At 60.3% G+C, this 13,855-nt stretch carries 13 protein-coding genes; 9 read left to right on the top strand and 4 right to left on the bottom strand.

Annotation, left to right across the window (positions count from 1 at the left end; translation table 11 throughout):
• Window positions 1–120 precede the first annotated feature (120 nt).
• Window positions 121–2,136, top strand: coding sequence for a transketolase (gene tkt, locus ACSQ16_RS09895; protein ID WP_243260746.1), 2,016 nt, complete (start codon window positions 121–123; stop codon window positions 2,134–2,136).
• Window positions 2,137–2,219: 83 nt separating this feature from the next.
• Here tkt and ACSQ16_RS09890 read toward each other — a convergent pair whose 3' ends face one another.
• Complete coding sequence (locus ACSQ16_RS09890; RefSeq protein ID WP_243260747.1) at window positions 2,220–3,194, bottom strand: DUF808 domain-containing protein; 975 nt, start codon at window positions 3,192–3,194, stop codon at window positions 2,220–2,222.
• Window positions 3,195–3,411: 217 nt separating this feature from the next.
• Between ACSQ16_RS09890 and gap (ACSQ16_RS09885) the strand changes: the two genes are divergently transcribed.
• The 3 genes from gap (ACSQ16_RS09885) (at window position 3,412) to gap (ACSQ16_RS09875) (ending at window position 5,731) form a co-directional block, all read left to right on the top strand.
• Window positions 3,412–4,413, top strand: a complete 1,002-nt coding sequence (gap, locus tag ACSQ16_RS09885; RefSeq protein WP_243260748.1) for a type I glyceraldehyde-3-phosphate dehydrogenase — start codon at window positions 3,412–3,414, stop codon at window positions 4,411–4,413.
• A 58-nt stretch (window positions 4,414–4,471) separates the two neighbouring features.
• Window positions 4,472–4,615, top strand: coding sequence for a hypothetical protein (locus ACSQ16_RS09880; protein ID WP_167360176.1), 144 nt, complete (start codon window positions 4,472–4,474; stop codon window positions 4,613–4,615).
• Window positions 4,616–4,726: 111 nt separating this feature from the next.
• A complete protein-coding gene (gap, locus tag ACSQ16_RS09875) occupies window positions 4,727–5,731 on the top strand; it encodes a type I glyceraldehyde-3-phosphate dehydrogenase (protein ID WP_243260749.1) in 1,005 nt (334 codons plus the stop codon).
• A 106-nt stretch (window positions 5,732–5,837) separates the two neighbouring features.
• Here the strand turns inward: gap (ACSQ16_RS09875) and coaD are convergent, their stop codons facing one another.
• The 3 genes from coaD to ACSQ16_RS09860 all read right to left on the bottom strand — a co-directional run bounded on the left by coaD (window position 5,838) and on the right by ACSQ16_RS09860 (window position 7,865).
• Window positions 5,838–6,335, bottom strand: coding sequence for a pantetheine-phosphate adenylyltransferase (gene coaD / locus ACSQ16_RS09870; protein WP_093925999.1), 498 nt, complete (start codon window positions 6,333–6,335; stop codon window positions 5,838–5,840).
• Between the two features lie 113 nt (window positions 6,336–6,448).
• Window positions 6,449–6,883: a CBS domain-containing protein gene (locus ACSQ16_RS09865; RefSeq protein ID WP_243260750.1), complete on the bottom strand. Its 435-nt coding sequence runs from the start codon at window positions 6,881–6,883 to the stop codon at window positions 6,449–6,451.
• Between the two features lie 61 nt (window positions 6,884–6,944).
• The gene (locus ACSQ16_RS09860; RefSeq protein WP_243260751.1) at window positions 6,945–7,865 is read right to left on the bottom strand and encodes a LysR family transcriptional regulator; all 921 of its coding nucleotides are present in this window, start codon (window positions 7,863–7,865) and stop codon (window positions 6,945–6,947) included.
• Between the two features lie 111 nt (window positions 7,866–7,976).
• Here ACSQ16_RS09860 and ACSQ16_RS09855 point away from each other — a divergent pair, with 111 nt between their 5' ends.
• From ACSQ16_RS09855 to mmsB, 5 genes are all read left to right on the top strand, one after another.
• The gene (locus tag ACSQ16_RS09855; RefSeq protein ID WP_243260752.1) at window positions 7,977–9,476 is read left to right on the top strand and encodes a CoA-acylating methylmalonate-semialdehyde dehydrogenase; all 1,500 of its coding nucleotides are present in this window, start codon (window positions 7,977–7,979) and stop codon (window positions 9,474–9,476) included.
• Between the two features lie 51 nt (window positions 9,477–9,527).
• Window positions 9,528–10,637 (top strand): carboxylate-amine ligase, encoded by a 1,110-nt coding sequence (locus ACSQ16_RS09850; RefSeq protein ID WP_243260753.1) that lies wholly within the window; start codon window positions 9,528–9,530, stop codon window positions 10,635–10,637.
• A gap of 83 nt (window positions 10,638–10,720) precedes the next feature.
• A complete protein-coding gene (locus tag ACSQ16_RS09845) occupies window positions 10,721–11,863 on the top strand; it encodes an acyl-CoA dehydrogenase family protein (protein WP_243260754.1) in 1,143 nt (380 codons plus the stop codon).
• Window positions 11,864–11,873: 10 nt separating this feature from the next.
• Complete coding sequence (locus ACSQ16_RS09840) at window positions 11,874–12,914, top strand: enoyl-CoA hydratase/isomerase family protein (protein ID WP_243260755.1); 1,041 nt, start codon at window positions 11,874–11,876, stop codon at window positions 12,912–12,914.
• Window positions 12,911–13,795, top strand: coding sequence for a 3-hydroxyisobutyrate dehydrogenase (mmsB, locus tag ACSQ16_RS09835; RefSeq protein ID WP_243260756.1), 885 nt, complete (start codon window positions 12,911–12,913; stop codon window positions 13,793–13,795). Before ACSQ16_RS09840 ends, mmsB begins: the two co-directional genes overlap by 4 nt.
• The last annotated feature ends 60 nt before the right edge of the window (window positions 13,796–13,855 follow it).

Raw genomic sequence — 13,855 nt, 5'->3', positions numbered from 1 at the left:
GGCAGCGGAGTTCATCTCAGAGCGTGCTCTGCGCGGGCAATGCAGCCCGGTTGTGCTTGAACTTTGCCCGATCACTGGTATGCACAGGCCCAATCTGCCACAGCCGCAAAGGAACGCCCCGTGGATCTGACAGCCCTCGCACGCGCAAACCCCGATCACTGGTCCAAGGCCACCGCCATTCGCGCACTGACCCTCGATGCCGTCGCCGCCGCCAATTCCGGCCACTCCGGCATGCCGATGGGCATGGCCGATGTGGCCACCGTGCTCTTTGAAAAGCACCTGAAATTTGATGCATCCAACCCGCTCTGGCCTGATCGTGACCGGTTTATCCTGTCGGCGGGCCACGGCTCCATGCTGATCTACTCGCTGCTGCACCTGACGGGCTATGAGCAGTTCCCCATCGAAGAGCTGAAGAACTTCCGCCAGATGGGCGCGCGCACAGCCGGGCACCCGGAGAACTTCCTCGCCGACGCGATTGAGACCACCACCGGCCCCTTGGGCCAAGGCATTGCCAATTCGGTCGGTTTCGCCATGGCCGAAGAGATGCTGCGCGCGCAGTACGGGGCAAAGGTCGTGGATCACCACACCTATGTCATCGCCGGCGACGGCTGCCTGATGGAAGGCGTGAGCCAAGAGGCGATTACCCTCGCCGGCCGCCACAAACTGAGCAAGCTCATCGTGATGTGGGACAACAACAACATCACCATCGACGGCCCGGTGACCCTGTCGGACAACACCGATCAGGTCGCGCGCTTCAAAGCCGCGCAGTGGCATGTGATCGAAATCGACGGCCACAACCCCGATGAGATCGACGCGGCCCTGACCGAGGCGAAAGCCTCTGATCTGCCCACGATGATCGCCTGCAAAACCCATATCGCTCTGGGCCACGCGGCACAGGACACCTCGAAAGGCCACGGCGCTTTGACGGATGCCGATCAAATGGCAGATGCGAAGAAAGCCTATGGCTGGACGACTGGCCCCTTCGAAGTGCCCTCGGATGTGAAATCCGCATGGGAAGAGATTGGCAAACGCGGTGCGGACGAACGCCGCGCTTGGGAAGAGCGTTTCGACAAGATGCCCCGCGCCAAGCGCGAGACGTTTAACCGCGCACTGGCGCTGGAAGCGCCCAAAAAGATGAGCGCGACCGTCAAAGCCTTCAAAAAGCAAATCACCGAGAGCGCGCCCAAGATGGCGACCCGCGCGGCGAGCGAAAAAGCTCTCGAAGTGCTGAACCCGATCCTGCCCGAAACGGTTGGCGGCTCTGCGGACCTGACCGGCTCGAACAACACCAAGACCTCTGATCTGGGTGTCTTTGACGTGGACAACCGCGGCGGGCGCTATGTCTACTGGGGCATCCGCGAGCACGGCATGGCGGCGGCGATGAACGGTATGGCGCTGCACGGCGGCATCCGTCCCTATGGCGGCACCTTCATGTGTTTCACCGACTACGCGCGTCCTTCGATGCGTCTGGCGGCGCTGATGCAAATCCCCACGGCCTTTGTCATGACCCATGACAGCATCGGCCTTGGCGAAGACGGCCCGACCCACCAGCCGGTCGAGCATCTGGCGATCAGCCGTGCGACACCCAACACCTACGTCTTCCGCCCCGCCGACGCGGTGGAAACGGCGGAGGCTTGGGAGATTGCCTTCACCTCGAAAACCACGCCGTCGGTACTGTCCCTGACCCGTCAGGGCCTGCCGACCGTGCGTCTGGAGCACAAGAACAACAACCTTACCGAAAAAGGCGCCTATGTGCTGGCCGATGCCGAGGGCAAACGTCAGGTGATCCTGATCGCCACCGGTTCGGAAGTGCATGTGGCACTGGCCGCGCGTGATCTGTTGCAGGCCGAAGGCATCGGCACCCGCGTCGTCTCCATGCCATGTATGGAGCTTTTCGCCGAGCAGGATGAAGCTTACCGCAAGCGCGTGCTGCCCGGTGGTGCCGTGCGTGTTGGTGTTGAAGCAGGCATGCGTCAGGGCTGGGACCAGTGGCTCTTTGGCGAGCGCGGCAAATACGGCAAGGCGGATTTCGTCGGCATGGACCGTTTCGGTGCCTCTGCCCCGGCGGAAGAACTGTTCGAGCGTTTCGGCTTCACCGCCGAGAATGTCGCCGAGAAAGCCAAGGCGCTGCTCTGATCCACGGATCACACGGCACAGCAAAAAGGGGCGACGGTTCAACCGTCGCCCCTTTTCTATTGTCCTATCACTAGAACCGCGTTTTACACCGCCGCCTTATGAAAGACCTTGCGCCAGATCGGCGTGATGATCTTCTCACCCACCGGGATCAGCAGCAGGCCAAGAGCCAGACCAAAGACGCCATCGATTGCCGCTGTTGTAGTCCACTCCACGGCCCCTTCGAATTGTGCGGGGACCGCATGGCCCACGGAGACTGCAATATCATGGATCCAGTTGTAAGGTGCAGCAAAGCCCATTTGCTCTAGCCCGTGGATAATAATCGACCCGCCAACCCAAAGCATCGCAGCCGTACCGACGATCGTCAGCAACTTCAGAAAGCCGGGCATCGCGCGCACCAAACCGCGCCCAAATGTCCGTGTCAGGGCAAAACGCCCCCTATTTGCCATCACCAGCCCCAAATCGTCCATCTTCACGATCAAAGCGACCGCACCATAGACCGCAACCGTGATCATCACTGCCACCGCCGCCAGTGTCGCCGCTTCCATCCAGAAATTGCTTTCCGGGATCGCCGACAACGCAATGGTCATAATCTCCGCCGAAAGGATAAAGTCAGTCTTGATCGCGCCCGCGGCCTTCTGCTCTTCCAGATGCGCAGGGTCTTCGACCACCTTCTCCTTATCGGGATAATCCTCGTGCCCATGCCCCCAGCCAAGCGCATGAGCAACCTTCTCAGCCCCCTCAAAACACAGATAAGCGCCACCCAGCATCAACAGCGGTGAGATCGCCCAAGGCGCGAAATTCGCCAAAAGCAACCCAACGGGCAACAGATACACCAGCTTGTTGCGCAACGAACCTTTGGTGATCCGCCAAATCACCGGCAGCTCACGCTCAGCCTTGAACCCATGCAGATACTTCGGCGTCACCGCTGCGTCGTCAATCACCGCCCCCGCCGCCTTAGAGCCCGCCTTGGCCGCTTGCCCGATCACGTCATCCACGCTCGCCGCCGCAACTTTGGCGATGGCCGCCACGTCATCTACAAGTGCCAGTAAACCGCTCATTCCGTGCCCCTTTTTGCGTGTTGCAACCGAAGTAGCATGTGCAGCCCATCTGGCAAGCCCGAAGCCGCTGCGACCTTTACCGCTAACATGCAGGTTTAACGCTAACATATGGAAATCATTTGGTTTTGCCCCTTTCCCCTGCCTGCCTTGCGCGGATATAGAACGCGCGACCCCGACATACGGCCCCGATCGAGCGGCCCATGACAAGGAATGCACCATGACCATCAAAGTTGGCATCAACGGATTTGGCCGCATCGGCCGCTGCACCCTCAGCCATATCGCGGCATCGGGGCGCGATGACATCGAAGTGATCAAGGTGAACGCCACCGGCCCGCTCAGCACTGCCGCGCATCTCATCAAATACGATTCCGTCCATGGCCGTTTTCCCGGCGAAGTCTCTGTCGACGGCGGCTATATGAACCTCGGCCAAAACGACATCGAGATGATGTCGAGCTACAACCTCGAAGAGCTGGACTGGTCCGGCTGCGACGTGGTTTTGGAATGCACCGGCAAGTTCAACGACGGCAACAAAGCCAACGTTCACCTTAAGAACGGCGCCAAGCGCGTACTGCTCTCCGCGCCCGGCAAAAACGTCGATAAGACAATCGTCTACGGCGTGAATGACAACCAGCTGACCGCTTCCGACCGGATGATCTCAAACGGGTCTTGCACCACCAACTGCCTCGCGCCGCTGGCCAAAGTCATGCATGACGCCGTGGGCATCGAAAGCGGCCTGATGACGACGATCCACAGCTACACCGGCGACCAGCCGACGCTCGACCGCCGCCACGATGACCTCTACCGCGCCCGCGCCGCCGCCATGGCGCTGATCCCCACCTCCACGGGCGCGGCCAAGGCTCTGGGCGAAGTGCTGCCCGCGCTCAAAGGCAAACTGGACGGCACCGCCATGCGCGTGCCCACGCCCAACGTCAGCGCCGTGGACCTGACCTTCCAAGCAAGCCGCGACGTGACGGTGGAAGAGATCAACGCCGCCGCCCGTGCCGCGGCCGAAGGTCCAATGAAACGCGTGCTGGCCTATGACCCCGAACAGAAAGTCAGCATCGACTTCAACCACACCGAAGAAAGCTGCATCTTTGCCCCCGACCAGACCATCGTCGTGGCGGGCCGCACCGTGCGCGTGCTCGGCTGGTATGACAACGAATGGGCCTTTTCGGTCCGCATGGCCGATGTCGCCGTCGCTATGGGCAAACTGGGCTAAGGCTTGCACGGCGGGGGTGCGCCTGTAATATCAGGCCAACCCCGCCCGGAGCAGCGCCATGACCAATCCTATCGCCATCGTGCTGGCCCTCGTGATCGCCGGGGCAATGCTGGTTGATATTTATTCTTATGGCGCAGAGCATATGATCTATCTCGGCAAAAAGCTCTTTGACTTGATTGAGTGGATCGCCTTCTGGCGGTAAGCAACCGGCGCCCTCAGAAACATTGTATCGGTACTTTTTTCACCCCTGTTGATCCGTTGACACCACGGCGCAGAGGCGCATCTTCGGCGTCGATCGAATGAAAGTACCGCAATGGCTGTGAACCTCGCTATCAATGGCTTTGGCCGCATTGGCCGCAACATCCTGCGCGCCCTGATGGAACGGGCGCCTGGTGATCTGAAAATCGTTGCAATCAACGATCTCGCACCGCTGGACACACTCGCACATTTATTCGAGTTCGATTCCATCCATGGTCGCTACCCCCATGAAATCACTGTCTCGGATGGCCTGCTAGACATCGGACGCGGCCCGATCCGCTTCACCCACGAAGCAGCCCCCGAAAATCTCTCGTGGGCCGATGTCGATCTGGTCTTGGAATGCACAGGCCACTTCCGTGACGTCACTCAGGCCGCGCGCCACCACTCCAATGGATCGCGCCGCGTTCTGCTTTCCGCCCCTGCCCGTGGCCACGCGAAAACCATCTGCTATGGGATCAACCACAACGACATCGGCCCCAAAGACCGCATCGTCTCCAACGCCTCCTGCACCACCAATTGCCTCGTGCCCATCGCCCATGTGCTGGATCAGAATTTCGGCATTCGCCGCGGCCATATGACGACGGTCCACAGCTACACCGGCAACCAACCCCTCCACGACAGCCCCCATGACGACCTCTACCGCGCCCGCGCCGCGGCACTTTCGATGATCCCCACCAGCACCGGCGCCGCGGAAACCTTGAGGCTTGTCTTACCAAAACTCGCTGGCCGGATAACCGGCACCGCCGTGCGCGTACCCACCGCCAATGTATCCTGCATTGACCTCGTGGTGGAGCTAGAGCGCGAAACAACCGAAGCCGACGTGAACGCCGCTATGCACGCAGCCGCCAAGGGTGCGCTCAAAGGTGTCCTATCGGTCACCGATCGCAAGCTGGTCTCGACCGATTTCAATCACGACCCCCACAGCGCCATCTTCGCCACAGATCAAACGGCGCTACAACAAGGCAACTTGCTGCGCGTGCTGGCATGGTACGACAATGAATGGGCGTTTTCGAACCGCATGCTAGACACCGCCGGGATCATAGCCAGCCAGCCCCACTAACCAAATAGGGCGCGGCCCCTACTACAGCGCTGCGCCCTACTATTTCATCCTTTTAAAAATACCGTGCAGAACCGAGCCTCACCCGCCCCGCTCGCCGCTCCAGACGCTACATCTGTGCAAACCGTTCAATCAGCACTTCATTCACCGCCGGTGTCACAAACTTGCTGACATCCCCATCCAACCGCGCGATCTCTTTTACCAGCTTGCTGGCGATCGCCTGATGGGTGGCTTCGGCCATCAGAAAGACCGTCTCAATAGAATCGTCCAGCTGGCGGTTCATGCCGACCATCTGGAACTCATATTCAAAATCCGACACCGCGCGCAGGCCGCGCACGATGGTCTGGGCGCCGACATCACGGGCGCAATCGATCAGCAGGTTCTCAAAAGGATGCACGACGATCTCAACACCGGTCTCTTGGGCCAATTGCACACATTCTGCCTCGATCAGTGCGACACGTTCCTCAAGGCTGAATAGCGGGCCTTTGTCACGGTTGATCGCCACACCGATCACCAACCGGTCAACCATGCGGGCCGCACGGCGGATAATGTCGATATGCCCCAGCGTGATCGGGTCGAATGTACCGGGGTATAGGGCTATGCGCATGAAATTGTCCTGAGTGTCAGCTGTGTTGCGCCGCAGCCAACCATTTCACCGCCCCAAGCGCAAGTCAGTTAGCGGTAGCGGTAGCCGCGGCAGCCCGTCACAACCACATGACGTCAGTGGCCCATGATCATACCCTCAAGGGCTTGTTTCTCCATCGATAGCTCTTGCAACTGGGCCTTCACCACATCGCCCAGAGAGATCAGGCCCACCAGTTCGCCATCCTCCAGCACTGGCATATGGCGAAAGCGCCCATCGGTCATTTTCTGCAAAATCGCGTCAGAGCGGTCATCGCGGCTGCAGGTGACCAATTTGGTCGTCATGATGCTCTCGACCGTCTGTTGCAGGCAACCCGCACCCTGACGACCCAGTTCGCGCACAATGTCGCGCTCAGAGAGAATCCCGTCTGGCGTCTTGCCATCGGCAGAGATCACCAGCGTACCGATCCGCTTTTCTGCAAGCATCGCTGCCGCCTCGGAAATCGCCAGTCCGGGCTTGGTCGTGACAACTTTATCGTCCGGTTTGGTCTTGAGAATTTGCGATACGAGCACTTGGCGCCTCCTTCGTTGCACGGCAAAGAGAAGTCCAGCGTCACCGCGAAATCCTTTTCTGTCAAGCTTTTGGCGCAGCCTGCCCTGCGGTGGCGGCCTCCAGCCGCGCAGTTTCGGCCCGCAACCCCACCGCCAACGCCTCGGCAAAGGCGGCCAGCCGGGCATTGCGGCGATCATCGGCGTGGCGGATCAGATAGAAGGCGCGTTTCAGGCTAACCGCATCGGTCAGAATACGCCGCACTCCTGGCGTCGCAGCGAGTGAGAAGTCATGCGCCACGCCAATTCCCCCACCCTGTTGGATCATCCGCACCTGCACAGAGACCGAATTAGACGCGAGCGCCACCCGCCCGACCCCCAGATCGGCAAGGTAATCCAACTCACGATCAAAGATCATATCAGGGATGTAACCAACCATCCGGTGCCCTTGCAGATCTGTGACAGCGCTGACTTCGGGATGTTGCGCAAGGTAGCTTTCGGCGGCGGCGAGATGCAGATGGTAATCCGTCACCTTTTGCACCACCAGCCGCCCCGCCGTGGGCGCGCTGACCCCAATTGCCATGTCCGCTTCGCGCCGGGACAGGTTGAAAACGCGCGGCAGCGCGACGATCTGCACATCCAGACCGGGGTTTTCCGCAGCAATCGCCGCACAGACCTGCGGCAGCAGATAGTTCGCCGCCCCATCCGGCGCGCCCACACGAATTTGGCCCGTCAATTGATCGCTCTGTACCGGCACCCCGGCCGTCGCCGCGCGCATGGCCTGTTCCGCCCGCTCGGCCCTTTGCATCAGGTCACTCCCCGCTTCGGTCAGCGCATATCCCTGCGGGGATTTAACGAAGAGCACCGTTTGCAACGACTTTTCAAGCCGCGCCATACGGCGGCCCAGCGTCGCTGGATCCAGTCGCAACAGTTTTCCCGCCCCCGAAAGGCTCTCCTCCCGCGCCACGGCGAGGAACAGCCGAAGGTCGTCCCAGTTCTGTTCCATCGGTGCCCCCTCTCGCCATCTTGCAAAAATGCAAGACGGTTTTGCCATCCTTCCTCTGTTCCATTGCTTTTTGCAAGGCTATCGTGCCGCCAACCATAGAGGAGACCGATCATGCAAGAGATGACCCACTACCTGAACGGCGAACACGTCAAAGGCACCTCCGGGCGCTTTGCCGACGTGATGAACCCCGCCACCGGCGAAGTGCAGGCGAAAGTGCCGCTCGCCAATGGCGAAGAGCTGAACAAAGCCGTTGAATACGCCGCCGCCGCCCAGCCCAAATGGGCCGCGACCAACCCGCAGCGCCGCGCCCGCGTGCTAATGAAATTCGTCTCCCTGCTAAACCGCGACATGGACAAGCTGGCCGAGGCGCTGAGCCGCGAGCACGGCAAGACCTTGCCCGACGCCGCCGGTGACGTGCAGCGTGGCCTTGAAGTGGTCGAATACTGCATCGGCGCGCCCGAACTGCTGAAAGGTGATTTCACCGACAGCGCCGGCCCCGGCATCGACATGTACTCCATGCGTCAGGCGCTTGGTGTGACGGCAGGCATCACGCCCTTCAACTTCCCCGCCATGATCCCGATGTGGATGTTCGCCCCGGCCATCGCCTGCGGCAACGCCTTTATCCTGAAGCCTTCCGAGCGTGACCCCTCCGTCCCGCTGATGCTGGCCGAACTGCTGGAAGAAGCCGGTCTGCCCAAGGGCATCATTCAGGTCGTGAATGGCGACAAAGAAGCCGTCGACGCGATCCTGCACCATGACGTCATTCAGTCGGTGGGTTTCGTAGGTTCCACGCCGATTGCCGAATACATCTATGCAACTGGCTGTGCCAACGGCAAGCGCGTGCAGTGTTTCGGTGGCGCCAAGAACCACATGATCATCATGCCCGACGCAGACATGGACCAAGCTGCCGACGCACTAATCGGCGCGGGCTACGGTGCTGCTGGCGAACGCTGCATGGCGATTTCCGTGGCCGTGCCGGTGGGGGATGAAACCGCCGACCGTCTGATCGAAAAGCTGGTGCCGCGCATCGAAAAGCTGAAAGTCGGCCCCTACACTTCCGGCAATGACGTGGACTACGGCCCGGTTGTGACTGCCGCCGCCAAGGCCAATATCGAACGTCTGGTTCAGACCGGTATCGATCAGGGCGCGGAACTGATCGTCGACGGGCGCGACTTCAAACTGCAAGGCTATGAGAACGGCTATTTCGTCGGTCCGCACCTCTTTGACCGTGCGACCAAGGATATGGACATCTACAAGCAGGAAATCTTCGGCCCCGTGCTGACCTGTGTGCGCGCCAAGGACTACGAAGAGGCGATCGGCCTTGCGATGGACCACGAGTACGGCAACGGCACCGCGATCTTTACCCGTGACGGCGACGCGGCACGTGACTTTGCCAACCGGATCAATGTCGGCATGGTCGGCGTCAACGTGCCGATCCCGGTGCCGCTGGCCTATCACACCTTTGGTGGCTGGAAAAAATCCGTCTTTGGCGATTTGAACCAGCACGGCCCGGATGCGTTCAAGTTCTACACCCGCACAAAAACCGTCACGGCCCGCTGGCCGTCGGGCATCAAAGAGGGTGGCGAGTTCTCCATCCCCGTGATGGAGTGATCCACCTGCCGGCCGCCTTCGGGCGGTCGGCCCCCTGCCAAAGGACAGGCCATGCAATCCAAATTCACCATCGGGATCGAAGAAGAGTATCTGCTGGTTGATAAGGATTCTCTGGCATTGGCCGATGTGCCCGAAGCGCTGATGGACGCCTGCCGCGAAGCGCTACAGGATCAAGTTAGCCCCGAATTTCTTGCCTGCCAAATCGAGATTGGCACCAAACCCTGTGAAACTGCCGCAGAAGCCCGCGACGATCTGTGCCACCTGCGCAGCACGATCGCCCGCCTGTCGGCTGCGCATAACCTTGCCCCTATCGCCGCAGCCTGCCACCCGTTCTCGGATTGGAAAACGCAGGAAACCACCGATAAGCAACGATACAGTCAGCTTGAGTCTGAGTTGGAGGACGTGGCCCGGCGTATGCTGATCTGTGGGATGCATGTGCATGTGGGTATCGACAGCGATGATCTGCGTCTCGACCTGATGCCGCAACTGTCCTATTTCCTGCCGCATCTGCTGGCGCTGTCAGCGTCTTCGCCGTTCTGGAAAGGCGAGGACACCGGGCTTGCCTCCTACCGCATGGCCGTGATGGACAACATGCCGCGCACCGGGCTGCCGCCACAGTTCGACAGCTGGGCCGAATACGAACGTACAACGGGGACTTTAGTCGACCTTGGCATCATCGCTGATGCTTCCAAAGTCTGGTGGGATCTGCGCCCTTCGGTGCATTATCCCACGCTTGAGGCGCGTATCTGTGACGTGCAACCGCGCCTTGACCATGCCATCGCCCTCGCCGCGCTGACCCAAGCGCTCTGCCGGATGCTGCTGCGCCTGCGTGACGGCAATCTTAGCTGGCGCAAATATGACCGGTTCCTAATCTCTGAAAACCGTTGGCGCGCCCAACGTTATGGCACCCGCAATACACTGATCGACTTTGGCGACCGGCAAATGAAGGGATTTGACACGCTGTTCGAAGAGATCTTGGGTCTTGTGGCTGAGGATGCCGAAGCACTTGGTTGCCTTGATGAAATTTGCACCCTGCGCGATGTCGCCAAAGGGGACACATCGGCAGATCGCCAACGCAAGATCTGGGACAGTGCGCCCGAGGGCAAAGGCGGCGAAGCCGTCGTTCGCCACTTGATGGAGGAATACCACGCCGACCTGTGAGCCTTGTTGCGACGCGGCCCGGCTGATAGAATTAAACAAGTGTTCAGTTACCAGAATACAAAGACACCAGGGAGAGAGCCGCGATGGATTTCGCATTGAACGAAGAACAGACCGCCATTTTCGACATGGCCCATGCCTTTGGGCAAGACAATATCGCCCCCCACGCCCATCAATGGGAAAAAGACGGCACCATCCCCAAAGACCTCTGGCCTCAGATCGGTGAGTTGGGTTTCGGCGGCCTCTATGTCTCTGAGGAGTCCGGCGGCTCTGGTCTAAGTCGCCTTGACGCAACGCTTGTGTTTGAAGCGCTCAGCATGGCCTGCCCCTCCGTCGCGGCCTTTCTGTCGATCCACAACATGTGCGCCAAGATGCTGGACAATTTTGCCAGCGATGAAATGAAAGCGCGTGTGCTGCCCGGTGTGCTCAGCATGGATACCGTGCTCTCCTACTGCTTGACCGAACCCGGATCTGGCTCAGACGCGGCGGCGCTCAAGACGCGCTGCGAACGGACCAATGACGGGTATACGCTCAACGGCACCAAGGCATTCATTTCAGGCGGTGGCTATTCGGATGCCTATGTCACCATGGTCCGCACCTCAGACGACGGTGCCAAGGGCGTCTCGACCGTCTATGTCGAGGATGGGACTGAGGGACTGAGCTTTGGCGGGCCGGAAGACAAAATGGGCTGGCGCAGCCAACCCACGGCCTTGGTCCAGTTTGACGACTGCAAGATCGGGGCCGAGAACCTTGTCGGACAGGAAGGCAATGGTTTCAAATACGCGATGGCCGGGCTTGATGGTGGGCGGCTCAACATCTCGGCCTGCTCGCTCGGGGCCGCGCAGACTGCGCTGTCCAAGACGCTAGAGTACATGGGCGACCGCAAAGCCTTTGGCCAGAGCATCGACCAGTTCCAAGGGTTGCAGTTCCGGCTTGCCGATATGGAGATCGAATTGCAGGCCGCACGTACCTTCTTGCGGCAGGCGGCATGGAAGCTCGACACTGGCGCGCCGGATGCCACCAAGTTCTGCGCCATGGCCAAAAAGTTCGTGACCGAAACCGGCAGCAAGGTCGTCGACCAATGCCTGCAATTGCACGGCGGTTACGGTTATCTTGCAGACTATGGGATCGAGAAACTGGTCCGAGATTTGCGGGTGCATCAGATCCTTGAAGGCACGAACGAGATCATGCGCGTCATCGTCGCCCGTGACATGCTGAAAAACCGCTGAGGGCTGCGCCGTGAATGACATCAATATCCGCAAAACGGGCCGTGCCGGGCGCATCACCCTCACCCGGCCAAAGGCGCTTAACGCGCTAAGCTATGACATGTGCCTCGCCATCGAGGCCGCGGTGGACGATTGGCGCGAAGATCCCGGCGTAGCGGTGATCGTACTGGATGCGGAAGGCGAAAAGGCCTTCTGCGCGGGCGGTGATGTGGCGCAGCTTTATGAAACTGGGCAAAGTGGCGATTACGCCTTTGCACGGCGTTTCTGGGCCGATGAATACCGACTAAACAACAAACTGCACGGTTATCCCAAACCGGTGATCTCTTTTATGCAGGGCTTCACCATGGGCGGCGGTGTCGGGCTAGGCTGTCACGGCTCGCACCGCGTGGTGGGCAAAACCAGCAAGATTGCCATGCCTGAATGCGGTATTGGCTTGGTGCCCGACGTGGGCGGCTCTCTCCTCTTGGCGCAGGCCCCCGGACGGCTGGGCGAATACCTTGGCACCACCGGCGCGCGTATGGGTCCGGGGGATGTGTTGCACGCGGGCTTTGCGGATTACTTCATCACTGAGACGGAATGGCCCGCCCTCATCGCGCAGCTTGAGGAGAATGGTGATCCCTTCATCCTCGACAAGGCCGCGACACCTCCGCCGGCGGGTGAATTGGCTGACCTACAGACCGAGATTGATCACCTCTTCGCGGGTGAGACATTGAACGCGGTTATCGCCGCGGTGACGACAGCGAAGAGTGACTTTGCTGCCGAAACCCTCAAGATCTTGCGCCGCGGATCGCCTCTTTCCATGGCCTGTACACTCGAGATGCTGCGCCGCCTACGCGGCCCCGGCATTGGCATGATCCCAGCCTTGCAACAGGAATACCGCTATACGTGGCGGGCGATGGAACATGGCGATTTCATCGAAGGCGTACGCGCGGCGATCATCGACAAAGACCGCAGCCCCAAGTGGCAACACCATGGGGATGTGCCGCAGTCCGATGTCGACGCGATGCTTGCGCCGCTGGGCGATAACGATTTGAATTTGGAGGAAAATACATGAGCAATCTTACAATCGGTTTCATCGGCCTTGGCAATATGGGCGGTCCGATGGCGGCCAATCTTGCTGCGGCTGGCCATATCCTGCGCGGCAATGATGTGGCCGGCACCAAAGCCGAAGGCGTGGCAGAGGCCGCAACCATCGCCGAGGCGGTCGCAGGGGCAGACGTCGTCATCACCATGCTGCCCAACGGCGCGATCCTCCGGCAGGTGGCGGAAGAGGCAATCGCGCATATGGCCCCCGGCGCGCTGTTGGTCGATTGTTCAACCGTGGACGTGGAAAGCGCCCGCTTTGTGGCGGAGGCTGCTGAGAAAGCGGGCTTGCTCTTTGTCGATGCACCCGTCTCTGGCGGGATCGGTGGCGCGCAGGGCGGTACATTGACCTTCATGGCGGGCGGCGCTGAAGCCGCCTTTGAAAAGGCCAAACCACTTTTCGATATCATGGGTCAGAAAGCCGTGCATTGCGGCGATGCAGGGGCGGGCCAAGCGGCGAAGATCTGCAACAACATGATCCTTGGCGCCACGATGATCGCCACCTGCGAGGCCTTCGCGCTGGCCGATAAACTGGGCCTTGACCGCGAACGGATGTTCGATGTGGTTAGCACCTCTTCCGGCTACTCATGGTCGATGAACGCCTATTGCCCGGCCCCCGGCGTTGGCCCGAAATCGCCTGCCGACAACGATTACAAACCGGGCTTCGCGGCGGAACTGATGCTTAAAGATTTGGGGCTGTCCCAACAGGCCGCGGAAATGGCCAATGCCGACACACCGATGGGCGCACTGGCCAAGGAACTCTACGCCCGCTTTGTCGAAGAAGAAGGCGGCAAGGGGAAAGACTTCTCTGCAATGCTGCCCCGTTTCGAAAAACGCGGCTGGCAGGGTTAAACTGATCGCGGCCCCCGCGGGAACGACCTGATCCGGGCAGGCGTTGGCTTCAGAATGACC

Source organism: Sulfitobacter sp. SH24 (assembly GCF_965641895.1).
Lineage (GTDB): Bacteria > Pseudomonadota > Alphaproteobacteria > Rhodobacterales > Rhodobacteraceae > Sulfitobacter > Sulfitobacter dubius.
This window is presented reverse-complemented; position numbering and strand designations above follow the sequence as displayed.